Here is a 26,363-nt window from a genome sequence, read left to right as displayed (position 1 = left end):
ACATCCAGTCATTCATGATAAACGATTTCACCAAATAAAAAGTGCACTGATTCTTGCCTCAAGGCGGAAATCAGTGCACTTTTGTTATACATCTGCATGTTGCAGAGCTAGATCAGCAGCTCACGCAGTCGTTCTTCATTAGCTTTCATCCAGTCTACCCGTTCTCTCAGCTTCCTGATTTGCTGCACAGCCACTTCAGGCTCATCTGTACCTTCGAACAACCGACTGATAAAATGCATCACCACATCCAGACTTCGAAGCAAAATAAGCCCTGGAATCACGTCCAGCTCCTCTGGTTCCAGGTTCACCTGTTGCCTAAATCCCAGAATCAGCCCCTCTAAAGCCTCCCACATCCATGCCTGCTCCTTGTCCATCGTCAGAAGGTCAGACATGGGAACAGCGAGCTCCATTACCCGCAGATCCCATGTGGCGAATTCAAAATCCAAAATGGCACATATGATATCCTGAGAGTCTGCGAGTACATTGGATGCATTCAAATCCCCGTGTACCAGTTGATGCGGCAAAACCTCCATGCCTCGCAGCGTATCGAATAAGTCTGGCAATACAACCTTCAGCTTCTGCAGGTCATCCGCACATGCCATCAGCGTATCAGTGGGTGAGGTGCATAGTTGTAACAATATCTCCGGCGAACAAAGCGGGTAAGCCTCCTGAATCTGATAGTAAGGCAGGTAAACGGGGGCCAGGGATATGGAAAGGCGCGCCATAACGGAAGATAGCATGCCTGCCGCCCTACCCAGTCCGATTAGTTGATCGGGTGTATTCCAGACCGGATTACGGCCTTCACGATAATGGAACAACGTCACGATTTTGCTCCCGCCCGAGGAACGATCCTGCACAGGAAGAAATGTTGCATCCTTATCATCAGGAAGGCCAACGGGCATAGGCACATGAAGCTCGAACTCTGAACGTGACAATGCATACAGCACCTCGTGTTCAAAAGCAATTTTCGTTTGATCATTATGCGTTTCATACTGCCTCAGCACGTAACATTCTTGGTCTATCTCTACCATGAAGGTAGAGTTGTTCATGCCTCCCCTTCCGCGCTGAGCTTTCCAGTTGGACGTGAAGCCATATGAGGATAAAACGGTGGATATGAGCTGCTGTTCTGAATCGTTTAGGGAACCTGAATCGATGATGTGCACCAAAAATAACTCCTTTATCTCACGTAATACAACCTCTATATGTCCTCATCTTAACGGAAGTATTTCTTTCGGTCTAGTCGGCTAAGAGTTATTAGTCATTCTAAACTTCACTGCCTGCTGATCAGGCAAATGGATAGTATCCTGTACGGCTCAGCTGTTCTGCAATCACGCGATAGCCTTTTGCATTTGGATGCACCCTGTCCCAAAATAACAGTTCACGTTCACGCCCTTCAAACCGGTCATAGACCTGAGCACAGGCATAGTTCCCCGATCCCGCACCATTCAGAAAGGAGTTATATTGCCGCACCCAATATGCAGCTTCCGCCGCTTGCGGATACGGGTTGTACAACCCGATCGTACGGACCATATATACACTGTTTCCTTTCAATTGCCGGATGTGCCTCATAATCTGGGCCATGTTACTACGAGTATCCCCAAGCACCTGTGTCATCTTACTTGCGTTCGGGATCCCACCGCTTGCTTTGAACGTACGAATCAGATCGTTCCCACCAATCGACAACGTAATAATATCCGCTTCACGCAGCGATTGTCGTACTCTTGGATTGCTGGATATCATCTGCAGCATTTCACCTGACGTAAGTCCATTCACTCCCAAATTATCCATCGATACAAATGTACGCACATTCATTTCTGCCATTCTCCGATATAAAGGAACAAAGCCGGTGCCCAGCAGCGCTCCTGTACCTACCGTTAATGAATCTCCTATAGCCACATATCGATATACCATCCCGCCGCCCCTCTCTGCTGTGTTATAGACCAGTCCATATACAATTCCTATATATCGTATGAGAGCAACGGAGACAAGGCGCGGGATGGTGTCCGTAGGCATACACATTTATTTGTCCGTTTCACGAATGGTTTGCACAAAACCATACAGAAAGCCCCGCCGGGAATGCCAGCGGGGCTGTTCATAAATCATAGATTACATGCCTAGGTTACGATCCGAATCAACGGAATCTGCCTGTTCCTTGTTCGGGAATGGCCACCAGTTCGCACGACCAAACATTTTCACCATTACAGGAACGAAGAATGGCAGGAACAACAGGGAATACAAGATCAGTCCGCTGAGCACAACCGTCGCAATCTGCATCATCGAAAGAACCCCTGATGGATACATTGCGGCAAAGGTACCACTCAGAATGACGGCTGCAGACAGGATGACCGTACCCATGTTTTTCATGGCATACAGCATGGCATCCTGGACTCTCATGCCTTTGTTCTCATTGAAACGGTCCATCAGGAAGATGCTGTAATCCACACCAAGTGCAATCAGCATGACAAAGCCGAAGAACGGCGTAACCCAACTGATACCAGAGAACCCGAGTATATTCACAAAGATTGCTTCAGTCAGGGCCATGGATGTGAAATAAGCCAGCAACAACGAGACGATCAGATACAGCGGCATAATAACCGAACGGAGCAGCAGGACCAGAATAATAAACGTTCCTGCAAGCATCAGCATAACTGTGCGTGTGTAGTCGTTGTTAGAGACTTCCTGCAGATCTGCAAACGTACTGGTTACCCCGCCAATTGCAATATCCGCTTTTTCAAGTGCACTTCCCTGTACGGCACGATGTACAGCAGCTTCGATATCCGGAACACGATCAATCGCTTCTGTTCCATATGGATTCTCGGCAAAAATAACGTCAATCGTCATCGTTTTCCGATCTTTGGACAGATACGTATCAAATACCTGTGTGAAGTCCTTACTGTTCAGTGCTTCTTCAGGAACATACCAGCCCGCCAGATCGGAATCAGGAGAGTTTTGCAATTGTGTCAGGTAGTCCTGTGCTGAATCGAGTCCACCTGAAACCTGTTCGATTCCATCTACACTCTGATTAAGACCATCTGTCAATTGAGTCAGTTGACCACTCAGATCCGAGAAGCCTTGCTGAATTTTCTCCTGACCACCCTGAAGCTGACCAAGTCCGTTCTGGATTGAAGGAATTTCACTAATCACTTTACCTTGACCGTCAGCGGCCTGTTTGAGACCGGATTGCAACTGACTGATTCCCGTCACAATTTGACCCAGACCATCGGCAAGTGCCTTCTGTCCGGATGCTGCGGACGCAAAGCCTTCGTTAGCCTGATTGATTCCAGCCGCGGCTTCGCCCAGCTTGGATTGAATTTGACCCAAACCTTGAGCGAGCTGTGCCGTGCCGGTACCTGTCTCACCAAGGGTACCTTTGACCCGCTGATAATCGGCGTCTTGCAGCAAATCAGGATAGCGCTCCTCAAGCGCAGTGAACGATTCATTCAAGCTGGTTAACGCTGTAGATACACCCGTGAGCTTTTGTTGCAGTTCACCCACACCATCACCCAGCGCAGCTACACCTGCTCCTGCCTGACGATAGGCTTGAAGCAGCTGATTGTTCGCCTGTGCAAGTTGATCTGCACTCGTTTTGGCTTTCTGAAGACCTGCTTTTAGATCACCGGCACCCGAGGAACCATCACGAATCCCTTTCTCAATCTGCTGAAGTCCTTCAGATAACTGTGTAATACCCGATTGCAACTGGGAAGTACCCTTTGACAGTTCTCCTGCTCCATCCGCAGCTTCTTTAAGTTGTGGTTCATTTTTGCTCAACTGACTGCTGGCTTCGCTCAGACCATCACGGATTTTATCCAGACCCGTTTTACCTTCGCCCAAACCATCAGACAATGTCCCCACTTGCTGTGTTACTTCAAAATCTTTGATCTCATCACCGGTTGGACGTGTCATACTGCGGACACCAGAGATCCCTGGCACCTTCTCCACTTCCCGGCTGATCTTTTCGGCAAGCGCCATATACTTGGCATTATCCATAGCCTCATCATTCTGAATAACGACCTGACCCGGCAAGGATTCACCCGGACCGAAGCTGTCCGAAATGATATTGAATGCTTTGACCGAATCATATTTCTCACCAATCTCATCGAGACTGTTAAACGACAGCTTGCCGTCGTAAGTCGCCAGTAACGGCACACATACCGCTGCAACGATGAGCAGGGCTGCCCATGGACGTTTTAGGGAGAAACGACCGGCTGCACCATAAATCTTGCTCTCGGCATGCTCCAGTGAACCTTTGGATGGCCAGAACAGCCTTTTGCCCAGCACTGCCATGAAAAATGGAACAATCGTGACTAATGCCAGCATCATCACGGCAATACCGACAGCAACCGCTACCGCGGAACGATACAGCATAAACTGTGCAAAGCCAATGGCAATGAATCCAACCAGCACAGCGAGTGCGGAGAAGAATACCGTTTTGCCTGCTGTGCGGTAGGTAGCAATGATAGCATCCCACGTATTTTCATGATGAGCCAATTCTTCCTTGAACCGGCTAATCAACAGGATGCAATAGTCCGTACCAATCCCGAACATGACCGCCACCATAAAGATCTGCGTAAAGGTCGAAATAGGGAAGTCTAGACCGTCCACAAGGAACGCGACAATCTGCTGTGAAACAATGTAGCTGATCCCCACCGTAAGCAGTGGAACAAATGGAGCGACAAAAGAGCGGAATACAAGGAACAGGATGAGCAAAATAAATACTACGGTAATGTACTCCGATTTTTTGAGTCCTTCTTGGGAACTTTCCACCGTATCCTCATCAATCAAGCCTTTACCGGTTATGTAATGCTCCACATTGACCGATGACAAAGCTTCATTGAGGTCTTCGCGCATTTCCTTGACTTTACGGTCTCCCTGATCAATGGAAAGCGACGTTAAGATCGTCTTGCCATCGGCAGAGATCATTTTGTCTGACAATTCAGGCTGAGAGAAAGGTTCCAGTATGGACAGAATGCCCAGTTTCTCTTTTTCGGCCTCCAGTTTCTTAACGGCCTGTTCTGCCTCTTCTTTACCCTCGGCACCCAAGCCATCCGGATTATAAAATACAAGAGCCAACTGGCTGCCCTGCTGCTCACCCTTTTGTGCTGCGGCTTCTTCCAAAATCGCCGCTGCCTGGGTGGAAGAGTGTCCTTCAGGAACGGAAAACTGTCCCTTTTCCCGAATCAATTCACTCATGTTAGGGGCAGTGAACATTAATACGGCGGCCACAACGAACCATAGCCCCATCAACCACCATCGTGCTTTCAAAATCGTTCTCATTCGTTCTCCTGTCCTCCTTCATGCGTTAGCAGAGCTGCGAGCCTCTCAAAAGATTCAATGAAATTCTGAACCTCTTCCGGTTTGAAATGGACCAAATACGGCTCCAGAAGCTGCTGTATTTCCTGTTCCGTTTCCCTGTATACTTCCCGTCCATTGTCCGTCAGGGTCAAATAGACAACTCTGCGGTCGCGCTCATCCCCGGCCCGATGGACCAGATCCCGATCCACCAGCTTGTTGACCAGCGCAGTGATACTGCTCTTGCCCACACACAGAAGCTCTGCGAGATCAGAGGGTGTACAAAACGGTTTCTCCTCGATCAAACGAAGTGCACAGAACTGATCTGTGGTAATGGTTTGGCCCAGGCGTTCACGTATCTGGGTATCAAACCGTTTGGTTACCAGGAAAGAAGCATCCAAATAGCGGTTAACCAAACTTCTAGCATCCGGTGTGTTCATTCTTCATTCTCCTTCCCCAAAAATATAGTTCACCCATAGAACTATTCTTCAATGAAACTATTCTATAATGAAACTATATTGCAAAGCAATACGTTTTTCCTATTTTTTTAAACAAACGACAAAAAAACAGGACGTCCGACTCAGCTGCTTCGCCAAATCCAACATCCTGTTATGATTATGCTCTCTTTACGTTACTCAGTAGTAGACAGCTACTAGTCTTCGTCTTACTCCTCGTCCTTCTCCAATACACAGCGGAAGCGCTCCACACCCGGAAACAATTCACCAAGGCTGTACACCACAAATCCCGTATTTCGATAAAACTCTACGGCTTCCACATCGGTCTCTGCGATCAGTCTATCCGGGTTATATTGGGCCAGCACTTGTGAAATCATGCCACGACCATAATTTTTAAAACGGTTCTCAGGCAGGACTGCGATGTGATGAATGGTAATCTCACTAGTTCCTGTACTCTCATATCCAATCAGACCGATCAGCTGTCCTTCGTCTTCATAACCGTCCAAATGCAGCTCGTCCTTATCAACATACTGTTGTAACGCACGATTCAGATGATCCGGGTCTGGAAAGACCGAGTAGGACAACAGCTCCTGCACTTCCGGCTCCTGCATGCGTGATTTCAATTGAATTAACACCCTGATTCCTCCTATAACTTGCTTGATTCCGTTATCGTATTGTAGTCGCTAGCCTTTAAAAGTTCAAGTCGTATGCCGTTCAGCTCCGATTGGAGTTCAGACGTGATACCCTCGGGCACCTGGATTCCTGCCAAATGATATGCATCCAGCAGCGCACCTCCGACTGCCGGCACATTGCTGGTAATGTAATGAATCTGTTGTCCTCCCGGTTTATAGGCTGCATCCAGCCCCTTTCGAACGGCCTCCACCATATAAGGTGTACTCAGACAACTTCCTGTAAGCGTCATGGACACTTGCTGATCTTTAAAACACGATGCAAGCATGAGAATACCCACAACAGCCGTATCCGCTGCTGAGTCACATACTCTGACCGCAAGCGGAATATTTTCGGCTGCTGCTTCGGTGACCAAAGGAGCCATTTGACCAAATATCCGATTGATGGCCTGTCTATTTTCAGCAAAACCTGATACGCCCAGTGCAGCAAGCTCGGGAATCGAATTTACATTCCAATAGGCTAATATCCGCTCAATCCAGGGTTGGTCCTGCGGACCATAACGTCCCGCAAGGATGGAATGCACCGCGTCATAAGCCAAAAAACGAGCTGCTGTTGGCGCATAGTGGCCGAACTGGTCATTGCGGAGCCAGGTCCCTTGTTCCGTTTTACCCAGAATCAGAGAGCCTGTCCCTCCAATAGCTACAATCCCCGGCTCACCGCCAAAGGCTGCCGTATGTGCAATATGCGTGTCATTTACTGCGCTGATTCTGCCCAATATACCGGTTTGGGCGAGTAAGGCTTCAGCCCAGACTGTATCCTCTGGCTGATCCAGCCCTGCCATCCCAGCCTGAATGGAAGCAATCTGCTCCACTTCTAACCCGGCTTCGTGAATGACTTCATCGATGCCCTCCAATACATGCTGCTCTGCATTGGCATCATGATAGCGGTTGCAACCACCTTTTTGCACATATGACAAAACCTTTCCGTTCTCATCAGCCAATGCCACACGTGTGTGGCTTCCCCCGCCATCCATCCCAATCACATATGTACTCATTCTTATCCCCCATGTTCTGGTGTAATGAAATCCCCTGTCCCATGATGCTTCTCGTGATGTTCCTATGTAGCTAGCGAGCAATACAACTGCCGGGACCTTACTACTCGATCCCGGCAGAGCTGCTACTGCTTCTGTGCAGCGAAACGAAGCAGTTCACAACGGAACTGTGTTGGTTCATCATATTTTTCCTCTTCGATCGTCTGTGTTACATGTTCCTGGAGAAGAATATTCCAATCCGTATAAGCCTTCTCCAGTAATGCGATAGCCTCCGCTGTGGGCAGATTCAATTCAATCAACGGCTCAATCTCCCGTCCTGTGTTGATTTCCTTTTCCTCTACACTCGTACTCATCGTGATACAATGAATGCCGCCTGTACGGGTTCCCGCTTGCAAACGTTCAATAGCTTCAACTAGGGCTTGTTTATTTGAAACATGTTCAAGGCAAGAGCAAGCAGCAATATAATCAAAATGATCCGGCTCGATAGCGTAATGCTCAACATCCGCTTTCTCTGCTTGCACGATATGATCAACCTGATACGCTTTCGCATATTTGCGAAGTCCATCTACCGCCTCATCCAGCAAATCCACCCCGATAACTTCACTGTTCGTTTGCCCGAGACGCTGTGCAATGGGTATCGTATGTCTGCCTACACCACATCCCAAATCGAGAACTCGCAGTTCCGTCTTATGGGCAAGGAGACGCTCCAGCATATCCATAACCATAGGCATGGGCATCGCCATCCAGGTACCGGACGCGAATAATTCATTATTCTGATAGAAGTTAGAATGGTAACCTGCCTCTGCTTTCCGTGCAGCCTCAAATTGTTCATTTGCCATAAAAGCACCTCCATAGATTAGATATTAATCGTCAATGTCCCCGAACCTGCAAACAGAATAATGGTGAGAATAACCATCACTACAAATGCCCCAGTTACGAGTAATTTACCTGTATCCTGCTTATACGTATTGTCATTAAATAACATCACGCCGCCGATGGTCATGGCTACCGGAGGAAGAAACAGTGTCATCAGAACAAGCGACACAATTGAATATCGATCCAATATAAATTCATCATTTTCAATCATGTACGGTTGTTCAGGCTGAACCGTTTTGGTAGTAACCAGATTGCCGCAAGATTTGCATTTGAACTCATCCTCTGCCATTTTTTCATGACAATATGAACAAACTCTAGGTGTATATGGCATCTCGCACCTCCCCTTAAGGACATCTTCTACTTAATACCCAGGTTGCTTTATTGGAATCAGATGAATGATGATACTGCAGAAGAATTCGATAGGTTCTTTTTCATAAAGGATTCAAGTACATCTTCGTATTGGGGACGATCCACTTGAAACGCTGTTCCATGACCCGCGCGGGGAATTGTCAACAGTTCTTTTTCTGTCGGACAAGCTTCATATAGTCTGTAAACCATTTCCGTCGGAACAAACGTATCTGCCTCACCATAAATAAAAAGAACGGGAACTTGAACTTTGGCGAGTTGATTTAGTGCCGATTCCTCTCCAAAGAAGTAGCCTGCCTTCCATTTAGAAATAAGACTGGTAACGGAATAAACGGAAATGCAGGGAACTTGTATAGCTGCTTGAGCTGAAAGGTCAGCTCCTCTTTCACTGAAGTATAAGCACAATCCGATACGATGGCCTTCACCTGATTAGGGAGAGCTTCACCGCCTGTCATCAATACTGTAGCGCCTCCCATCGAAATTCCATGCAAGATGATCTCCGTCTCCGTACCGACCTTGTCCAGAACCCAATGGACCCACTGAACATAATCTCTACGGTCCAGCCAGCCGAACCCGATGATATTGCCTTCACTTTGACCATGACCCCGATCATCCGGCATCAGCACGTTGTAGCCCCGCTTTTCAGCATAAAAACGCGCAAAACCCGCCATCTCTCTGCCTTTTCCCGAATAACCATGAGCCAGGATAACTGTTGGTTGCTGCGATCCCCTGTGGGAAGGAAGCCATGTTCCATGCAGCTTTAATCCATCATGTGATTTAATATATATATCTTCGATTGGCTGCGTATCAAGCCACGTTAAGTCAGACGCACTGCTTATTATTTCGTTATCCGGTTCGGGCATCAGATTCGGATTGTCAACCAGAAATGATTTTGGAGCACGCCGAATGGCGGTTTTGAAGAAGTAAAGTCCACCTAACCATAGTAAGGCAAGAACGATCAGCACCAGAACGGCAAGGCTGTATAATAACATGAACATTTACCTCTCTTTCAGTCGATCTTCCACGTGAAACATATATGTATAATATCTATCGTTTCGTAATTTCTCCGGACAGAGATGGTTGTTGCCATTTCTGGATCACGTTGTTTAGAGCTTCAAGCGTGAAGGGTTTGCCAATAAAATCATTCATCCCGGCTTCAAAACATTTCTCTTTCTCTCCATCCATCACATTTCCTGTCATCGCAATAATCGGAATAGGATGCCACATCTTTTCCTGTTCTATGGCTCTGATATGGCGTGTCGCCTCCAGTCCGTCCATTACAGGCATCATGTTATCCATCAGGATCATACTATATTTATTGCTGAGAAAAGCCTCGCTAGCCTCTTCCCCATTGGAGACGGTATCCACCTGGGTCATGCCCAGCTTTTTGAGTTGCATCAGCACAACCTGCCGATTGATGACGTTATCATCTGCCAGCAAGATTGATATCGGAAGAGATGTATGATTCTGCTCCTGGTTCTCCTTGCCGTGAACCATCTGATTGGATAACGGTTCAATCATTCTGTGCGATGATTTCATTACGCCATGTTCATTAGACATCACATAATCACTCTCCTAATCGCAAATTATGCCATACTGCTTATACGAAGGCTTCACTCAATCTTTTGCAGCAGCTTAACAGCCTTGATCGTCCCCGTTCATATACAACCTATTTATTCATTATACATGAACGACGAATGGCATACATTCATATAAAAAAACTGACCTGCGTTATTAACGCAAGTCAGTCTTACCCTCTGCAGCGAGTCCAAGCTTTTTTAACAAACGAATTGCATCTGCCTTTTCCGAAGGTTCCAGTCCATCCACCGCATCAATGATCACCTGGTGGTGCTGAGGAAAGATTTGTGTAAACAGATGTCTTCCTTCCTCAGTCAATTCAGCGTATATGACACGCCGATCTTCCTTGGATGCTCGACGAATCAGCAGATTTTTGTTCTGAAGCTTGTCCACAACATACGTGATATTACCGCTGGACATTAACACTTTCTCACCGATCTTTTGCAACGCCTGCGGCCCCTTATGGTATAACAAATCAAGCACGCCAAATTCTGTCGTATTCAGTCCATGACTCTGGATATCCCGGTTGGATCTGGATGTAACGGAATTGTATGCGCGAGCGAGAACCACAAATAATTGCAAAGATAGTTCCCGATTGTCCTCGTTGTTCGGCATTTCTATAATCCTCCATCAGTTGTTTACATTTCGACCTGCGCCTGAAGATCGTATCTGCTCCCACTCTTCGCGCAGCATTCCCATACGAATTGAATCATAATGCTTACCATCCACAATGCGGCATTTGCGCATGCGTCCTTCCACCTGCAGTCCCGCCTTCGAAGCTGAACGCATCATTCGTTCATTGCCTGACCACGTCGTCAATCCAACCCGTGCCACGGGCAATTGCTCGAATAAGTGACTGGACCACATCTGAAGTACTCGCGTGCCGATCCCGCGCCCCCATTGGGCTGATTGATATAGCACTATTCCCATTTCCAGCCACATGGATGGCCGATGTTCCCAATAATAGCTGATTGTACCGACGATTCGGCCATTCAACTCAATAATTCGAATGGAGTCCGGATCAGCATTGCTCTGAGTTGCTTCAAGTCTTCTTAACATGCTCCGTTCGAAGTCTTCGTAGCTCTCATGTTCAAGGGCATAATATGGCGCATCCCATTGTTTCCATTCCGGTACGTCTTCACTGTAGATCAATTCATAGAGTTCAGTCAGATCCTCTTTCTTCACACATCGAAGAACAATTTCACCATCCATTAACGGGTTTCCCCTCATCTATGCAACGACCTCGCTTTCCGTTCATGAACGATGACGCTCATCGATACTGCCATCATCCTTCGCAAGAATGACGGTGTCCGCCATTTTGATAAACAGTCCATTATCGACAACACCTGGGAGCATATTTAACTGAACGTTAAGATCCGCAGCATGTTCTATGGCTTCCATGCGGCAATCCGCAATGAGGTTTCCATTATCCGTAAGATAACGTTGATCCCCATCCATGCGCCATTCGGGATGACATCCGAGTTTCTCCAGCGCCTGGAAGGTCCACTCTGACGCAAATGGAACCACTTCAACTGGCAACGGGAATTTCCCCAGTTTTTGAACTGCTTTGCTGCCATCGGCAACAATAATCAGTTTGTCGCTGTTTGCAGCTACAATTTTCTCACGCAAAAGCGCACCGCCGCCACCTTTGATCAGGTTAAACTCGGGGTCAACTTCATCTGCACCGTCAATGGTCAGATCCAGACGTCCAATTTGATCAAATGGAACGATCGGAATTCCCCACTCTTTGGCGAGCTTGTCCGATGCTTCCGAGGTAGCTACAGCCTGAATGTTTAACCCTTCGCGTACCCGCTCACCAATTCGACAAATAGCGTAATATGCTGTTGAGCCTGTACCCAATCCAACCTTCATTCCATCTTGAACATATTCTGCCGCGCGCTCAGCTGCTATCTGTTTAAGATTCATCTATAAACCCCCGCCTGCTCATGATTTGAGAAATGCATACTGTAATTATTATAGATAAAACCGCTTCCGATGTATATCTGTGCATGACGTATTCAACTGGGAAACTTGGCCTGTTTCTCTGCTTCACATGCATCCTTGATGCTGCTTATGTAAATTATTGGTTAGATTCTCCTCCCTGATATCTTATTGGTGTGGCAGAAGAAAGTCCGTTTTCTGTCATTTTCATTATTTTTTCAATGTTTGAGGATGTTTTTTGACCCACCATGTTATAGAATACAGAATGAAACTAAAAAATGGGAATTATTTTAAATAAACAGTTCTAAATACCTATATATTACTTCATATGTCCATAAATACGTAAAATATTAAAAAAGTTTTAATAAAACTATTCAATTTAACGACATTTCATACGACATATTAAGTATAGATGTGTTTTAATAATTAGACACCTATGGGTATCTAGGTAAAAATATCTCTACATAGCGACTACACACCCAAGACCATGGTCGCAGATTACGCCTTTGGAGGGGATCGCAACATGATTTAAATTGTTACACGAAAGCACCAATAGATGTTTCTAATTAAAAGAAGATCAGGAGTGGACTTAAGTGAAATCATTAAGTTGGAAAAGCATGTCATTTTTTTCTAAAAATCTATTACTCTCATTTACAAACATTATTATCATCGGTGTGGCACTCATTGCCAGTAGCTACTACTTTCAAAAAACAATTCTCGTAGATCAACTACATGGACAAGTAGAACAAATCACCAAAAAGTGGGCAGAGGATATCGATTCTACTGAAGTACAAGCGGCTATTGAAGAAGGTAGCTACGATGGAAAAGTACAAACGAAATTGCGTGCTTATTTTGATGAAATGCAACAATATTATCCGAATATTGCACAAGCCTACATCTTTGGTGTCGAACTTGGCGGAGACAACAAGCGGTTAACTTCCCTTGTCGCCATGCCGACCAATCTGAAGGAGGCTTTTCAAAGCGAGAATGTAAATATCGGCGACATGTATGAACAGCCTGTCGTTGTAGCGAATGCGCTGAAAGAAATGGTGAATACTGATCGCCCGACGTTCACCACATTTTATTCCGATGATTTCGGAACCTGGACAACCATTGCTTATCCTATCAAGGATAGTAACGGCAAGATTTACTCTTACTTTGCAGTCGATGCAGACGCATCCGCAGTACCTGCCGGACTGAACAAATTGCTCAAGAACGGAATTATCATCCTGGTAGCGTTCCTGCTGTTGTTCCTAATTATCCAATATCTTGTTGTGAAAAACACGCTTTCCCCTATTCGTCACCTGATCAAAGGGATTGATGACGTAAGCCGGGGTAATTTGAATGTCAAAATTCCGACAGGCAAAGACGATCTGGGCATTGTGAACGAAAAGTTCAATACTATGGTTCGCAAGATCAACGATACCATCGTCAAAGTGCAAATCACTTCACAAGAAGTTAACGAGTCTGCCAAGGAACTGTATGAAGTCTCCGAGAGAAACAGCGAGAATGCTGATTCTATTAATAGTAATGTTACTCAGATTACATCCAACATTCGTGCACAGGAACAGGCAACCCGCGATAGTGCCCGTGCGATGTCCGAGATGGCTATCGTCATTCAGACTATTGCCAGCAGTTCAGCGAGCGTAGCTGACGAGGCCTATGAGATGGAACGCAGATCCCAACAAGGAAACAGTGTGGTTCGTCAGGTGTCCGAACAGATGAATCTGATTACGGAATCTGTTAAAAACACCGCTTCGGCCATTCAGGTTCTGGAGAGTCGCTCTCAGGAAATCGGCGATATTCTGAATATCATCTCTGGCATTTCCAGCCAAACGAACTTGCTTGCGCTGAACGCATCCATTGAAGCAGCACGTGTTGGTGAAGAAGGCCGAGGATTCGCGGTTGTAGCAGGTGAAGTTCGTAAGCTTGCTGAGCAGTCCGAACAATCCACGAGCCAGGTTGCTGTATTGATCCAGGAGATCCAAGCTGAAATTAGACAAGCCGTTCGTGCGATGGAACAAGGAACGTCTGAGGTAGATACCGGACTCAGTGTAGCTGATCAAACCGGTCAATTGTTCGAAGAAATTCTGGAAGCTGCCAAGAAAGTATCGAATCAGATTCAGGAAGTCTCCAGTGCTACAGAAGAAATCTCTGCAGGTACAGAGGAAATGACCGCAACTGCTGATGATTTGTCTGCCAGTGTGAGTAAGACAGCTGACAACAGTGAACGGATTTCTTCATCCGTTGATGAACAAAAAGCATCACTGATTACACTTGTTGATTCCTCTACCCGTTTGAACAGCATGTCCGAGGAATTGCAAGAACTGATTTCGCATTTTAATGTAAGTAAACAATAATTCAACCCACAACTTGAACGGTTTGAACCAAGGAGGAACAACTGAAGTGGTCGAAAATCAATCATCATCTCCCCAAACAGTGGAATCTGGCCTGCCGGTTCTTCAGATTCCACTGGATTATGGGCGCCGTCAACAATCATTCACTTATGAGTCTGCTCATATTTCACTGGAATCGTCCCTGGGTCGGGAACTGAAACAAAAATTCGGCTCAGAGGGCGTGTATCCAGCATTATTGTCTGCCTATGCAGCCTTGTTGTTCCGTTTGTCAGCTGAACAGGAACTTGCTATCGGCACATTGGCTCCCGATCAGGCAGTTTCCCATGTGTTATTGCAGATTCAAGGTAAGTTAACCTTTAACGAGCTGATCCATCAGATTTCAGATCAACTCCAGCTTCATTACACGCTCCAAACGGGAGGCAATCCGGAAACGCTGTTCATGTTTAACAGTGTACAGCTGCCTAAAGCTCCTCAATTGCTAAATTGGAATATTCGTGATGATCAGGGCATGCTCACGCTGGATTTGTTCTATGACAGCTCACTTCTTAATGAATCTACGGTCACAAGATATGCAGAGTATTATCAGACTCTTCTTCTGGCCATGTTGCGTGACCAAGACAAAGCCATCGGTACAGTGGACATTTTATCCGCTTCAGATCGGTTGCTATACCGAGAAATGAATGATACCTCCGTGCTCGAACCGGTGCATCAGACAATTCATGGCTGGTTCGAAGCAACAGCAGCCGAATATCCGGAATCGCCAGCAATTACCTCATCAACTGGTCGGTACACCTATAGAGAATTGAACGAACGTGCCAATCAGGTTGCCCGTGTGCTGTTATCGAACGGATTGCAAAAAGGAGAATTCGTCAGCATCTTTATGGAGCGGAGTCTGGAAACGATTATTTCTTTGCTCGGTATTCTCAAAGCTGGCGGAGTATACGTTCCTGTCGATCCCGAGCATCCGCAAGAACGCAACAGCTATATTGTCGAAGATACAGCTTCATCATTTGTCCTGACAAAAGAGTCCTCTTTACCTGAAGCTTCACGGTTATTCTCAGGAATTACTACCGTTCGCCAAATCCTGGCCGTGGATGGACGCCTCGCCGGATTTGCAGCAAGCAACCCCAATCTGGATATTCAGCCAGACGACCTGGCGTATATCATCTATACCTCGGGATCTACCGGCAAACCCAAAGGTGCACTTATTGCCCATCGGGGTGTTGCCAATCTCGGTAGTGTCGTGCAACGGGATTGCGATATTCAACCAGGTGACGTATTAACCCAGTTTGCTACATACAGCTTCGATGCATCAGTGTGGGATACGATTGGCGCCTTGTTCTACGGAGCAGAACTGTACCTTTTGTCGGCGGAAGAACGTGTATCCGTTGAAGAATTTGCGAGTGCAATTGACCGTACAGGTACAACGATTATTACGATACTGCCAACCATCTTTTTCAACCAGCTTGCTTCCTTCCTATCTAATGAAGGCTTCCACAAGCTGGCCAAAGTCAAAATCATTACCGTGGCTGGGGAAGCACTCTATGGTGAGCAAGTACGTGCCTTCCAGCGCAAATTTGGCAACCAGATTGATATCGTCAATGTATACGGGCCTACGGAATGTACAGTAGCGACAGCGACCCATCGAATTAGTGAGCAAGTTCCGGAAAGTGTCGTTAACATTCCAATCGGCAGACCGATTCATAACTATAAAGTGTATATCGTCAATGAAGAACAGCAGCTCTGCCCGGTAGGTGTGCCTGGCGAGGTATATATTGCAACACCAGCACTTGCCAAAGGTTATCTGAACCAGCCGGAGCGTACAGCGCAGGCGTTCATTGATAATCCATTTGCCATCGATGAGAAAATCTATAAGTCTGGCGATATAGCCAAATTGCTCGATAACGGACTGCTGGAATATGTTGGACGCAGCGACTCGCAGTTAAAAATCCGGGGTCACCGGATTGAGATTGGGGAGATCGAGGATCATTTCGCTCGTCTTGATCAGGTTCAGGATGTTGCCGTGATTCCCAAGAAGGAATCGGATGGTCAAAACATGCTCGTAGGATACTTTACATCCAAAAATGGCAGTACACTTTCCGTTACAGACATTAAAGCTGAGCTAACGGTTAAGCTTCCTTCCTATTTTGTACCCAAATGGATTTGTCAGCTCGATGAAATGCCGATTGCACCGACAGGCAAAATCAATCGCAAAGCGATGGTATCTCTTCCTCACATAGAGCGTCATGAAAACCGACCTGATCGGGTACTGCCGGAGACGGAAACCGAAGCGATTATCCTGGAAGCCTGGAAAGAAATTCTTCAGCATGATGACTTTGGTGTGGAGGACAGCTTCTTCGCCATTGGTGGCGATTCCCTTCGGGTCATCCATGTGCTGGTCATTCTGAAGCCGCATTACCCGCAGCTAAAAATTTCCGACTTTTTTGCCGAGAAGACCATTCGTGCCTTGGCACAACGCGTGGAGTCGTTGGCTCAAGCTAAAGAAGAAATTGCCCATTCCTCAGTGAATGACGGCGTAATCACCCAATTGTCAGAACATCCAATAGAGCTGAGATCCCAGATTGGATATCCGAATATTCTGAATCCCGAGCATGTGCTCCTGACCGGGGCTACCGGATATCTCGGATCCCATGTGCTGCAACAGTTGATTCTAACTTCGAATACACGCATCTATGCTCTTGTTCGCCGCCCGGCAGACGGAAGCTCTGCGATGGAGCGACTGAGCAGCGTCATGAAAGGTTACTTTGGATCGGAACTTCTAACTCTCCTCGCATCCCGCGTTGAGATTATCGAAGGCGATCTGGAGCAACCGAATCTTGGTCTTTCAGTCGAGCAGATAACTTACGTGCAAGAACGAATCGACCGTGTGATACACTGCGCCGCGGATGTACGACATTTCGGGGATGCAGCACAATTCGCCAAAACCAATGTGGATGGAACCACCGCATTGCTTAAACTCGTTCGCAGCAAACCAGGTGCCTCCTTCCATCATGTATCCACGATGGGGATCCCAGAAGATCTTGCACTCAGTGGACAGTGGGAGTCTTCATTGCAGTATGATCGCTTCCCAGCGGACCTGCACGTGGACAACCTGTATTCGGACAGCAAGCTTGAAGCCGAGAAAGTGCTTATGATTGCTGCTGAAGAAGGTGTACCTGTGAGCATCTATCGTGCAGGTAACCTGACCTGTCATTCCGAGACGGGACTTTTCCAGTCTAATATCGATAGCAATGCCTTTTATCGTATGATTAAAGCAATGTTATTGCTGGGCAAAGCACCGGCAGCCGACTGGATGGTTGATTTTACACCTATTGATTATGCAAGTCAGGCAATTGTTCATCTGGCATTACGCCAAGACACAGCAGGACGTGTATTCCATATCTGTAATCCGGAGCCTATCAGCTACGATGATCTGATTCGTTCTGTGAATCGGGCCGGTTATGAAGTGGAGACTCTGCCTTTTGCAGAGTATACCAACTGGTTGTTCGATGGCAGTGTCAGCAAGGACCCTGAGGCGCTTCAACTGGCTATCGCTCAGCTTGAAGGAGACGGTGCCAAGGATTCTGCATACGCGTATGCCTCTCCTGTAACAACTGCCTATGTGGAACCAGCTGGCATTACATGCGCCAAAACGGATGACCGCTTCATCTCAAAAATGCTCGAGCACGCCATCGAGATTGGTTATTTCCCTAAAGCCATCCGACCGCAGTTTGGAACTTCTCCAACGATGGAGTAACTCCAATAAAGTGAATGCATTTATTGCATCCATTCATGAATACAAAGAAGCCACCTAAACGTCAGTGATGACGGATAAGGTGGCTTCTTTTCTTCATGAATGCTTCTCAAATCAAGCGGATCAAGGCAATGACAGCCAAATGTGCAGGATAAAAATAACGCCAAATCCAACGCGGACCTTTCAGACGGAACCCTGCGTTATAATACTGGGCCATTGCAATTCCTGCCGTAGCAATAACGCTGTACATCTGAATAGAGCTACTGTGCAGATAAATATACAGCACATTTAAGAGCAGATGAGCCATTACCAGTACGGGTCCCTGGAAGTAACGGAATAGCAATACAAGCAGTAAACCATACATGCCGTAATCCATATGGGTCATCTCCATGACCAAGCCTGCCCCGAGGACAATCGGAATTCCCAGCATACGGACCGGAAGTTTATCGAGCACGAGCAATACAAGCAGGGCAGACCACAATGTCCATACCACATTCAGCGAAAAATGATTAAAAGCCGCCATAAACGGTAATTGAGAAATCACTGCGATCCAGAACAACCGCCATATGTATTTTTGTACGTTGCGAGTATGTTTATAACCGATATAAACGGCAAAAGCATAGATTGGAAAAGCAATTCGACCAATGATTCGCAGTTCCCCCACCTGTGGATAAAAGACGGCTCCTATATGATCGATCAACATCGTGATCATGGCTATCCATTGCATCATAATGTGCTAATCCCTCCTGATTATCCTGAACTTCAGGGTTCTTCAAGTCTTTCTTATATATGAAGTTCATAATACATGAACTTGGTGTCCAGCGTATAGCCTTCCGACTCATATAATGCCTGCGCCTTCTTGTTGCTTATCGCCGTAGAGAGCACTATTCGCACAGCTCCACTCTCATCTCCCCATAGTCGTGCAGCTTGCAGCAGCTTACGCGCAATTCCTCGCTGGCGATGATCCGCATGTACGTACAGATCATTAAGTACCCAGATTGGCCTCATGGACACTGAACTAAAGCTGGGATACAGCTGTACAAATCCACCAAACTCACCCGATAAAGGTTTATCCGTGAAGCTGCAATCCTCTCTCTTGTCTGCATCCATTTCTAATTCTGCAATCAAAATAAACGATTCATTGCGTTCCATACGTTCTCTTATATATTCATTCGCACCGTTCAAATCTGCAAGCTGATCGTAAAACATCCTATATTCATTGAACAACTGTGCCACCCCATTAACATCCCCAAGCTCAGCATGTCTGATCCGATACGCCATCTTCCCTCAACCCCTTATATAAAACGTCTAACAGCTTCATTCCATTCTCTTATTTTAAGGCAGAATTGACGTTCTCCCCATTCATCTTCTGCATCAAAGTTTGTAATATATTCCGGTAATCCAAACTTAAAAGTATATTTCATTGGAAGCGTCGCACACTATAGTCAGATACAGGCTCAGCATTATAGCAGAGGGAGGCGAAACTGAAATGAAAAAAGACAATATCTATGAACAGGTTAGAGCTAATCTGTTGGGTGTTGCCGACATAATCTATCAGCCTTTTCAGATCGGACCTTTCCATTGTGAACTCATCTATATTCAGTCCATTGTGGATACCCCTACCATGCGGGAAGCCATCGTTAAACCACTGCTTGAGGAAGCCTCACGAAATGAAATAGATCATCAATTCATTACTCGTGTCGTGACCGGATCATTTTTCACACTTAACAGCCATCACTCGAATTCAGCAGAAGCAATAGTTGATGATATCGTATCGGGGAATGCAGCCTTATATATTGAGGGTATTTCAGGTATGATCCATTTTGCCCTCCAAAATTATCAAAGACGCTCTGTGCAGGAATCAACCAACGAAGTTGTGGTTGTTGGTCCTCAGGAAGCTTTTATTGAGGATATTCATGTAAACATGTCACTGCTTCGGCACAAAATCAAACACCCTGATTTGAAGATGATCAAATTCACCATCGGAAAATATACCAAAACCGAGGTATTCGTTGTCTATATTCAAGGGTTATGCAAACCAGAGATTCTGGAAAATGTATTGACAAGCCTGGGTAAGATTGATATGGATAGCAGTCTGGGCGTGAGTTATTTGTCTGAATTTCTCGAGGACCATCCGCTTTCTCCCTTCCCACAGTATCAATATACTGAAAGGCCTGATACGGTTGCCGCAGCACTGGTTGAAGGGCGGATTGGGGTCATGCAGGATGGAACACCGTTCTCCCTGCTCATTCCTGTTACTTTTTTCTCTTTGATGCAGTCTTCAGAAGATTACTATCAACGATTTCACTCTGCGTCCTTTATCAGAGTTATCCGGCTGCTGTTTGCCTTTATAGCCTTTTTTCTCCCATCCTTTTATGTCGCTGTCACTACATTTCACCCGGAGATCATTCCGACCAACCTGCTGATTACGATCGCTTCTGCTAGAGAAAACATTCCCTTCCCCGCCCTGATTGAAGCGCTCATTATGGAAGTGACCTTTGAAGGTTTGCGCGAAGCGGGGATTCGTATTCCGAAGCCGCTCGGGCAAACGGTGTCCATTATCGGTGGGATTGTTATTGGTCAGGCGGCCGTACAGGCTGGAATTGTCTCAGCACCATTGGTCATCGTTGTATCCATCACAGGTATTGCCGCCTTTATCATCCCGCACTTCGAGCTCGGACTGGCCTTCCGGCTGCTTCGTTTTCCAGTGCTATTTATGGGTGGAACGCTGGGTCTGTTCGGCATTGTGATCTCGATCTACCTAATCTATTGGTATATGGTCAGTCTTCGCTCATTCGGCGTTCCATACATGCAGCCCTTTGCTCCTCTCGTACTGCGTGATATCAAGGATACTATCGTTCGTGTGCCCTGGTTCCTCATGAAGAAGCGACCAGCAGCTTACGAAGATGCTAATAAGAAAAGGCAAAAGACATGAAAATGTTGATGATTACAACCAAACTGAGTGTCGTGTTGATATGCATTATACTGTGCAGTGGCTGCTGGTCCAAAGTGGAGATAAATGAACGTACGTTTATAACGACCATGTATGTGGATAAAGGAGAAAAGCCGGGTGAAATCGATATTTCACTAAGTATGCCACTGCCGAACCGTCTCTCTCCAGAAGGAACGGGAGGACCCGGAAAAAATCCATATGCTCTCGTTTCGGCTACCGCATCCACCATCGCTGATGCCATGGAGAAAATCCAAACAGATCTCACACGAAAGATTTCCTGGGGGCACACACGGGTAGTGGTATTCGGTGAAGCATACGCCAGAGAGGGAATTCAAGATGCGATGGAATGGATCTCACGTGAACCTTTGTTCCATCTTAGCAGTTACGTCATGGTTGCGAAAGGCAGAGCCAGAGACGTGGCTGATCTGACTCCGGTTTTCGAAGAAACACCCAGTGATGTGTTAAGAGAATTTGCAACCGAAGAAAACATGTTAAAGACGCAAATACTCAGTGTACTTATGGCTGACAAAATGAATCAGGGCTTTGCCACCCCCTTGCTGGAATCGAAAGGAACCCCGATGGCAAGTGAGGAAAATAAACGGAAGCAATGGACCAGTCAGATCGGTGGTGCTCTTTTCAAACAGATGAAGATGGTTGATTCGATCTTACCCGATGAAACAAGAGCCATAGCCTGGGCCAATCGCAAATTGGATACTTTGGCCGTCTCTGTGGAAACCGATGATGAGAAAGCGAGTATGACGGTCTATAATATGAGCTCCAAAATCAAGGTCAAACTTGTAAATGGACAACCTTTTTTTGACATCACTTTAAGGGGTGAGGCAGAACTGAATTCCGTAATTCCGATTCTCAAAGTAAAGGATATTGTCGGCGTGAAACAGATCGAGCAAAAGGCCAATGAAAAAGTCAGTGCCTATCTAACAAACGCAATAAGGACCGGCCAACGAAAAAAAGCCGATATTCTGATGCTCGGTTATCGCCTGGAATGGGCATATCCTCGCATCTGGGAACAGTTGCGTCCCGTTTGGAATGATTATGTCAAAAACGAATTGCAATATAAAGTGCATGCCCAAATCAACATCCAGTTCGTAGGTTCGGAATCCAGCTACTGATAGGAACAGAGGAAAGCGTCAGGCCACTTTAGGAGGTAAACCAATGATTGCTGTTTTATTGTTTGCCGTACTGTACATACTGGAGTGGCCCATGATCAAGTCCAGCAAAAAGGGAATGAAACGGGCCTATTTCGTTCTGCTGGGGATATTTCTTCTGTGGAATTCGTTGGCTGTCTCTGTACCGGGCTGGCCTAATCCCAATGATGTCATCAGGCTGGTCTTTGGCTGGGCAGACCGCTTGTTTGGCTAAGAAAGGAGTACGCCATGATCAAATTGTCTGCCGGACAAGCGTACCGTTTTATGTTTGTCTACCTGTATTCCGAACCCATCGCTTTCCTTCTGCAGCGCTTGTTCAAAATGAGCGGTTATCAAGGGTGGATATCCATCCTTGGCGGGTTTGCAATCAGTCTGCTCCTTCTCTTTTTCACATACAGATTGGGAACCGTTCACCCGGATCGACCCTGGATTGATTTTGGTGAAGAAATTGTGGGCAAGGTCGTTCACAAGCTGTTTCTCGGTCTTATTGTGTTACTATGCCTGTATTTGATATCCGTTGACGTAGAGAATTTCATCGTTTTTCTGCAATCCATGTATTTACCCGAGACACCCATATGGCTGACAGCAACCGTAACCATTTTATGTATCAGCCTTTCAGCGCGCTCAGGTTTGGTTACCATTGTCTATTTATCAGAAGGGATATTTCTTGTGCAAATCTTCACGTCTACTTTTCTCATGCCTGCTGTAATGGGTGGGGGGAATCCTGATGTACTTCTTGCCATGGTAACTCATCATGATTTGAAAGAAATCTTCACAGGCTCGATTTCAACCATGCCCTGGTTTTCCGAATGGATGATGTTCCTGTTCCTCGCCCCTGCTATTGCTTTCAGACGTCCGCTTCTCCGAAGTATGTTATTTGCAGGCTCTACGCTTGTATTATTCATTATCGTGTTCTGGATGTTTACTTTAATGAATTTTGGACCTTACGAAGCCAGCAGTCTTCGCTACCCTTTGCTGGAGATGATACGTTTTGCCCGTTACGGCGATTTTCTGGATAACCTGGACCCTTTCCTGATTGCCATTTGGTCTACGACCATGTTTACTCGCAGTTCGTTTCTGTTATACGTCGCCTCCGTTTGTCTTGCCAAACTTACCGGAATACGCCAGGATAAAACGGTAGTCTACCTACTGGCGGGAACTGCGGCTTCCTATGTGCTTCAGTATGCAAAAGATGCGGCTTCCTATGAATTAGCCATTCGTTCTTACGCGATTGCTACATATGCTGTGCTTATCGAGTGTATGCCTATATTATATGTTGTTGTTTACTGGCTGCGTTTCGGGAAAAGTAAAAAGGCGAGCGAGGCTTCTGCCGCCTCGTCGCCTTGACTTTGGATTCAGTTCAGTTCAACTTTTTTTGCTTGTGGGTAAGGATCTGTATCTGGAAAAATGACCCCTTTTTTCAAAATCAAATTGGCATACTGCGCACGTTCACCAGTTGCAACGATGACATAGGCGCGAGAAGCCCTCTCATAAAAAGCAAAACGCTCTTCATGATCAAAGGCATCCGTGATGCCCTCATGGTCAAGGATCAGCCTACGGTAGTCTTCCCAGATGATGGGCACTACCTGATCCCCCTTGACAACCTGCATAACGGCTGCCGGCCGTTCAGCGTACGTATCGAGTGGATACAAACTTAATATGGCATCCAGTAACTCCACGGTACCCAGCGCATCACAGCGAATCAGCCGCTGGGCATGACTGGCTGCAGGAAAGTTACCATCAGCCAGTACCAGTTCATCTCCATGACCCATTTCAGACATTATTTTCAGCAGTTCCGGAGGTATTATTGCGGGAATGTTCTTCAGCATACTCAGCTCTCCTCAGTAAGCTCCAGAATCAGCTGGAGCAGATTCGTCTTCGTAACCTCACCCATTATATTTATGTAGCCCAACTTCCGCGATACAGCGGCAATTCTATTTTATCAGTATTTACCAACGTTTGCATATTTCAATGTTCGCATAGAGCATTATTCCATTTTCATTTCATATTCAAAGGATCTTATCATGGCGCTGATATTGTAAATCATTTTGACAAAATTAATTGTTTAGCATATAGTTGTTATAACAAGTATATGAATGGAGACTATTTTGCTTAAAGAAAGAGAGGATGTTATGGGGAGCGACTATTCACTCGATCAATCCATTGGATTCATGCTGGGCATGACACACCGCAAGGCGTCGGCTTTACTAGCCATACGATTCAAACCCTATGATATTACGACAGAGCAATTTTCCGTTCTGTTCAATATCGGTAGAGGCGAAGGCGTGAATCAGAAGGAAGTTGCCACTCGCGTTTATAAAGACCAGCCCACAACTGCCCGCATTATTGATCTGTTGGAAAAGAAAGGCTGGGTCGATCGTCGGACCAGCGAACAGGATCGTAGAGCCTACTTGCTCTATTTGACCGAAGAAGGAAAAAAATTGCTTGACCAGCTTGTTCCGCTCGAAAGAGAAATGAATAAAAATCTGATTGAAGGTATTCCCGAAGATCAGATGGAGGCATTTAGACATACTCTTTCCCTCATGAACAGCAACTTGTAACGAATTTTACACCAGGGGGAATGAACAAAAAATGAAATCACAATCAGCGCAAGTTAAACTATGGACCACCGATTTTATCCTGCTCATGTTATGTAACTTTCTACTCTTTCTGCAACTTCACATGATCGTATCCCCACTGCCTTCCTATGTGCAGGACCGTTTTCACGCCAATGCCTTTGAAGTCAGCCTATTCACTTGTCTTTTTGCCCTTAGCGCCATTGCTGCCCGGCTCTATTCAGCCAAAGCATTGGAGAAGGGTCTTCGTAATGCCATGATCTATATTGGCCTGACGGTTGCCATACTCGCTACACTTGGATATTACTTTGCAGCCGGGATTGCTGTCCTGTTATTGCTGCGCATGGTGTTCGGTGTCGGATTTGGCATGAGTAGCACGGCTTTCCCGACTATGGCATCGGATATTGTACCTGTGAAACGGATGGGTGAAGGTATGGGCTATTTCGGCCTGTCCACAAGTCTGGCCATGTCCATGGGTCCCATTATTGGGGTTACCCTGCTCCATGGTGCCGGGTTCGTGACACTCATGTTATGTACGGCAGGTGTTATTGCGGTCATCTATCCACTCAGCTATTCACTGACACGCAAGAAAGCTCGCAAGGTCAATGATGAGGCGGTACTTACTCCACCAGTTGGAACAGCTGCGATATCAGGCACCAAGGTCAAGACACCTTTCAACCGCAAACTGATTCTGCCAAGTGTACTGAATTGTTTGCTGTCCATCACGTATGGTGGACTGGTCGGATTCATCGTTTTGTACGGAAAGGAAGCCAACCTGGCTAACCCTGCACTGTTCTTTTTGTTTAATGCTCTCGCTGTACTGTTGGTCAGACCATTTGCAGGACGAATATATGACAGTAAGGGTCCAAAAGCGTTACTGATTCCCGGAGCGATATTCATCGCTGCTGGACTGATCACGCTCTCCTACGCTACGTCGATGTCCATCTTGTTTGTTGCTGCATTTTTATACGGAATTGGATATGGTTCCATACAGTCCTCCATGCAGACCTGGATGATTCAGATCGTCTCCCCTTCACAGCGCGGTATGGCTAACGGCATGTTTCTGAATACGCTGGATCTGGGGATTGCTCTGGGAGCGCTTCTGCTCGGCGCTATTGCTTCGATAACCAGTTATACCGATATGTACCGTTATTCCATTGTGTTCATGATCTTATTTCTCCTGATATACCTGATTCAAGGGAAACGAAATGGAGGTTTTGCGGTGCCTGTTCATCCGCTATTGACTCATACACATATCGCTGCGCAGGATTCCGATCGGCATGTGCATACCGAAACTGCATCTGAAAATGACACAACTCCTCAGCGTAAAGATAATTGATGCAAATAAGCTATTGTACTTCGATTCATTAA

General features: G+C 46.3%; 25 protein-coding genes. 8 read left to right on the top strand and 17 right to left on the bottom strand.

The window, feature by feature from the left end; translation table 11 throughout:
* Nucleotides 1-107: 107 nt before the first annotated feature.
* The 14 genes from ACFVQB_RS01615 to rpiA all read right to left on the bottom strand — a co-directional run bounded on the left by ACFVQB_RS01615 (nt 108) and on the right by rpiA (nt 12,171).
* Nucleotides 108-1,163, bottom strand: coding sequence for a phosphotransferase (locus ACFVQB_RS01615; RefSeq protein ID WP_379434681.1), 1,056 nt, complete (start codon nt 1,161-1,163; stop codon nt 108-110).
* 121 nt (nt 1,164-1,284) lie between these two features.
* Nucleotides 1,285-1,911: an SGNH/GDSL hydrolase family protein gene (locus ACFVQB_RS01610; RefSeq protein ID WP_379434679.1), complete on the bottom strand. Its 627-nt coding sequence runs from the start codon at nt 1,909-1,911 to the stop codon at nt 1,285-1,287.
* Between the two features lie 195 nt (nt 1,912-2,106).
* Nucleotides 2,107-5,274, bottom strand: coding sequence for an MMPL family transporter (locus ACFVQB_RS01605; protein ID WP_379434678.1), 3,168 nt, complete (start codon nt 5,272-5,274; stop codon nt 2,107-2,109).
* On the bottom strand, nt 5,271-5,729 hold the full coding sequence (locus ACFVQB_RS01600; protein WP_379434676.1) for a MarR family winged helix-turn-helix transcriptional regulator: 459 nt from the start codon (nt 5,727-5,729) through the stop codon (nt 5,271-5,273). Before ACFVQB_RS01600 ends, ACFVQB_RS01605 begins: the two co-directional genes overlap by 4 nt.
* A gap of 224 nt (nt 5,730-5,953) precedes the next feature.
* A complete protein-coding gene (locus tag ACFVQB_RS01595; RefSeq protein WP_379434674.1) occupies nt 5,954-6,379 on the bottom strand; it encodes a GNAT family N-acetyltransferase in 426 nt (141 codons plus the stop codon).
* Nucleotides 6,380-6,390: 11 nt separating this feature from the next.
* The gene (locus ACFVQB_RS01590) at nt 6,391-7,428 is read right to left on the bottom strand and encodes an N-acetylglucosamine kinase (protein WP_379434672.1); all 1,038 of its coding nucleotides are present in this window, start codon (nt 7,426-7,428) and stop codon (nt 6,391-6,393) included.
* 122 nt (nt 7,429-7,550) lie between these two features.
* Nucleotides 7,551-8,264: a class I SAM-dependent methyltransferase gene (locus ACFVQB_RS01585; RefSeq protein ID WP_379434670.1), complete on the bottom strand. Its 714-nt coding sequence runs from the start codon at nt 8,262-8,264 to the stop codon at nt 7,551-7,553.
* Nucleotides 8,265-8,281: 17 nt separating this feature from the next.
* Nucleotides 8,282-8,632, bottom strand: coding sequence for a hypothetical protein (locus ACFVQB_RS01580; RefSeq protein ID WP_379434668.1), 351 nt, complete (start codon nt 8,630-8,632; stop codon nt 8,282-8,284).
* 56 nt (nt 8,633-8,688) lie between these two features.
* The gene (locus ACFVQB_RS01575) at nt 8,689-8,979 is read right to left on the bottom strand and encodes an alpha/beta hydrolase (RefSeq protein ID WP_379436247.1); all 291 of its coding nucleotides are present in this window, start codon (nt 8,977-8,979) and stop codon (nt 8,689-8,691) included.
* Nucleotides 8,931-9,659: an alpha/beta hydrolase gene (locus ACFVQB_RS01570; RefSeq protein ID WP_379434667.1), complete on the bottom strand. Its 729-nt coding sequence runs from the start codon at nt 9,657-9,659 to the stop codon at nt 8,931-8,933. The genes ACFVQB_RS01575 and ACFVQB_RS01570 overlap by 49 nt, the downstream gene beginning before the upstream one ends.
* Before the next feature lie 55 nt (nt 9,660-9,714).
* Nucleotides 9,715-10,227: a response regulator gene (locus ACFVQB_RS01565; protein WP_379434665.1), complete on the bottom strand. Its 513-nt coding sequence runs from the start codon at nt 10,225-10,227 to the stop codon at nt 9,715-9,717.
* A gap of 174 nt (nt 10,228-10,401) precedes the next feature.
* Nucleotides 10,402-10,860: a MarR family winged helix-turn-helix transcriptional regulator gene (locus ACFVQB_RS01560; protein ID WP_024630132.1), complete on the bottom strand. Its 459-nt coding sequence runs from the start codon at nt 10,858-10,860 to the stop codon at nt 10,402-10,404.
* Between the two features lie 15 nt (nt 10,861-10,875).
* Nucleotides 10,876-11,457: a GNAT family N-acetyltransferase gene (locus ACFVQB_RS01555; RefSeq protein ID WP_379434663.1), complete on the bottom strand. Its 582-nt coding sequence runs from the start codon at nt 11,455-11,457 to the stop codon at nt 10,876-10,878.
* A gap of 42 nt (nt 11,458-11,499) precedes the next feature.
* Entirely contained in the window at nt 11,500-12,171 is a 672-nt protein-coding gene (rpiA, locus tag ACFVQB_RS01550; RefSeq protein WP_379434662.1) for a ribose-5-phosphate isomerase RpiA, read from the bottom strand.
* A 632-nt stretch (nt 12,172-12,803) separates the two neighbouring features.
* On the opposite strand from rpiA, the gene ACFVQB_RS01545 reads away from it, so the two are divergent.
* Entirely contained in the window at nt 12,804-14,546 is a 1,743-nt protein-coding gene (locus tag ACFVQB_RS01545) for a methyl-accepting chemotaxis protein (RefSeq protein WP_379436244.1), read from the top strand.
* A 46-nt stretch (nt 14,547-14,592) separates the two neighbouring features.
* A complete protein-coding gene (locus tag ACFVQB_RS01540; protein WP_379434661.1) occupies nt 14,593-18,300 on the top strand; it encodes a non-ribosomal peptide synthetase family protein in 3,708 nt (1,235 codons plus the stop codon).
* A gap of 106 nt (nt 18,301-18,406) precedes the next feature.
* Here the strand turns inward: ACFVQB_RS01540 and ACFVQB_RS01535 are convergent, their stop codons facing one another.
* Together ACFVQB_RS01535 and ACFVQB_RS01530 are read right to left on the bottom strand one after the other, a co-directional pair.
* Nucleotides 18,407-19,027, bottom strand: a complete 621-nt coding sequence (locus ACFVQB_RS01535; protein ID WP_379434660.1) for a TraX family protein — start codon at nt 19,025-19,027, stop codon at nt 18,407-18,409.
* Nucleotides 19,028-19,080: 53 nt separating this feature from the next.
* Nucleotides 19,081-19,578 carry a GNAT family N-acetyltransferase gene (locus ACFVQB_RS01530; RefSeq protein WP_379434658.1) on the bottom strand — a complete coding sequence of 166 codons (498 nt, stop codon included), beginning with the start codon at nt 19,576-19,578 and terminating at the stop codon, nt 19,081-19,083.
* Nucleotides 19,579-19,786: 208 nt separating this feature from the next.
* Between ACFVQB_RS01530 and ACFVQB_RS01525 the strand changes: the two genes are divergently transcribed.
* Genes ACFVQB_RS01525 through ACFVQB_RS01510 form a run of 4 tightly spaced genes read left to right on the top strand, consistent with a single transcriptional unit; the run spans nt 19,787 to nt 23,763 of the window.
* On the top strand, nt 19,787-21,232 hold the full coding sequence (locus ACFVQB_RS01525) for a spore germination protein (protein ID WP_379434657.1): 1,446 nt from the start codon (nt 19,787-19,789) through the stop codon (nt 21,230-21,232).
* Nucleotides 21,229-22,380, top strand: coding sequence for a Ger(x)C family spore germination protein (locus ACFVQB_RS01520; RefSeq protein ID WP_379434655.1), 1,152 nt, complete (start codon nt 21,229-21,231; stop codon nt 22,378-22,380). Before ACFVQB_RS01525 ends, ACFVQB_RS01520 begins: the two co-directional genes overlap by 4 nt.
* Nucleotides 22,381-22,423: 43 nt before the next feature.
* Nucleotides 22,424-22,630: a hypothetical protein gene (locus ACFVQB_RS01515; RefSeq protein WP_379434654.1), complete on the top strand. Its 207-nt coding sequence runs from the start codon at nt 22,424-22,426 to the stop codon at nt 22,628-22,630.
* 14 nt (nt 22,631-22,644) lie between these two features.
* Nucleotides 22,645-23,763, top strand: coding sequence for a GerAB/ArcD/ProY family transporter (locus tag ACFVQB_RS01510; protein ID WP_379434653.1), 1,119 nt, complete (start codon nt 22,645-22,647; stop codon nt 23,761-23,763).
* A gap of 8 nt (nt 23,764-23,771) precedes the next feature.
* Here the strand turns inward: ACFVQB_RS01510 and ACFVQB_RS01505 are convergent, their stop codons facing one another.
* Nucleotides 23,772-24,245, bottom strand: a complete 474-nt coding sequence (locus tag ACFVQB_RS01505) for an RbsD/FucU family protein (RefSeq protein WP_379434652.1) — start codon at nt 24,243-24,245, stop codon at nt 23,772-23,774.
* Between the two features lie 303 nt (nt 24,246-24,548).
* Here ACFVQB_RS01505 and ACFVQB_RS01500 point away from each other — a divergent pair, with 303 nt between their 5' ends.
* Nucleotides 24,549-24,977, top strand: a complete 429-nt coding sequence (locus ACFVQB_RS01500; RefSeq protein WP_379436241.1) for a MarR family winged helix-turn-helix transcriptional regulator — start codon at nt 24,549-24,551, stop codon at nt 24,975-24,977.
* Nucleotides 24,978-25,008: 31 nt separating this feature from the next.
* Nucleotides 25,009-26,331 carry an MFS transporter gene (locus tag ACFVQB_RS01495; RefSeq protein ID WP_379434651.1) on the top strand — a complete coding sequence of 441 codons (1,323 nt, stop codon included), beginning with the start codon at nt 25,009-25,011 and terminating at the stop codon, nt 26,329-26,331.
* Nucleotides 26,332-26,363: the final 32 nt, after the last annotated feature.

Origin of the sequence: Paenibacillus sp. NPDC057886 (assembly GCF_042796655.1) — a bacterium.
In the GTDB taxonomy this organism is placed as follows: domain Bacteria; phylum Bacillota; class Bacilli; order Paenibacillales; family Paenibacillaceae; genus Paenibacillus.
Note: the sequence above shows the minus strand (reverse complement) of the source record. Positions and strands in the feature narration are given on the sequence as shown.

Coding starts and splice junctions, on each gene's coding strand:
- ACFVQB_RS01585 (WP_379434670.1), bottom strand. CDS start 8,264: ATGGCAAATGAACAATTTGAGGCTGCACGGAAAGCAGAGGCAGGTTAC.
- ACFVQB_RS01580 (WP_379434668.1), bottom strand. CDS start 8,632: ATGCCATATACACCTAGAGTTTGTTCATATTGTCATGAAAAAATGGCA.
- ACFVQB_RS01520 (WP_379434655.1), top strand. CDS start 21,229: ATGAAAATGTTGATGATTACAACCAAACTGAGTGTCGTGTTGATATGC.
- ACFVQB_RS01530 (WP_379434658.1), bottom strand. CDS start 19,578: ATGGCGTATCGGATCAGACATGCTGAGCTTGGGGATGTTAATGGGGTG.
- ACFVQB_RS01590 (WP_379434672.1), bottom strand. CDS start 7,428: ATGAGTACATATGTGATTGGGATGGATGGCGGGGGAAGCCACACACGT.
- ACFVQB_RS01515 (WP_379434654.1), top strand. CDS start 22,424: ATGATTGCTGTTTTATTGTTTGCCGTACTGTACATACTGGAGTGGCCC.
- ACFVQB_RS01610 (WP_379434679.1), bottom strand. CDS start 1,911: ATGGTATATCGATATGTGGCTATAGGAGATTCATTAACGGTAGGTACA.
- ACFVQB_RS01555 (WP_379434663.1), bottom strand. CDS start 11,457: ATGGATGGTGAAATTGTTCTTCGATGTGTGAAGAAAGAGGATCTGACT.
- ACFVQB_RS01510 (WP_379434653.1), top strand. CDS start 22,645: ATGATCAAATTGTCTGCCGGACAAGCGTACCGTTTTATGTTTGTCTAC.
- ACFVQB_RS01560 (WP_024630132.1), bottom strand. CDS start 10,860: ATGCCGAACAACGAGGACAATCGGGAACTATCTTTGCAATTATTTGTG.
- ACFVQB_RS01535 (WP_379434660.1), bottom strand. CDS start 19,027: ATGATGCAATGGATAGCCATGATCACGATGTTGATCGATCATATAGGA.
- ACFVQB_RS01545 (WP_379436244.1), top strand. CDS start 12,804: ATGTCATTTTTTTCTAAAAATCTATTACTCTCATTTACAAACATTATT.
- ACFVQB_RS01600 (WP_379434676.1), bottom strand. CDS start 5,729: ATGAACACACCGGATGCTAGAAGTTTGGTTAACCGCTATTTGGATGCT.
- ACFVQB_RS01565 (WP_379434665.1), bottom strand. CDS start 10,227: ATGTCTAATGAACATGGCGTAATGAAATCATCGCACAGAATGATTGAA.
- ACFVQB_RS01505 (WP_379434652.1), bottom strand. CDS start 24,245: ATGCTGAAGAACATTCCCGCAATAATACCTCCGGAACTGCTGAAAATA.
- ACFVQB_RS01605 (WP_379434678.1), bottom strand. CDS start 5,274: ATGAGAACGATTTTGAAAGCACGATGGTGGTTGATGGGGCTATGGTTC.
- ACFVQB_RS01570 (WP_379434667.1), bottom strand. CDS start 9,659: ATGTTATTATACAGCCTTGCCGTTCTGGTGCTGATCGTTCTTGCCTTA.
- ACFVQB_RS01525 (WP_379434657.1), top strand. CDS start 19,787: ATGAAAAAAGACAATATCTATGAACAGGTTAGAGCTAATCTGTTGGGT.
- ACFVQB_RS01495 (WP_379434651.1), top strand. CDS start 25,009: ATGAAATCACAATCAGCGCAAGTTAAACTATGGACCACCGATTTTATC.
- ACFVQB_RS01500 (WP_379436241.1), top strand. CDS start 24,549: ATGGGGAGCGACTATTCACTCGATCAATCCATTGGATTCATGCTGGGC.
- rpiA (WP_379434662.1), bottom strand. CDS start 12,171: ATGAATCTTAAACAGATAGCAGCTGAGCGCGCGGCAGAATATGTTCAA.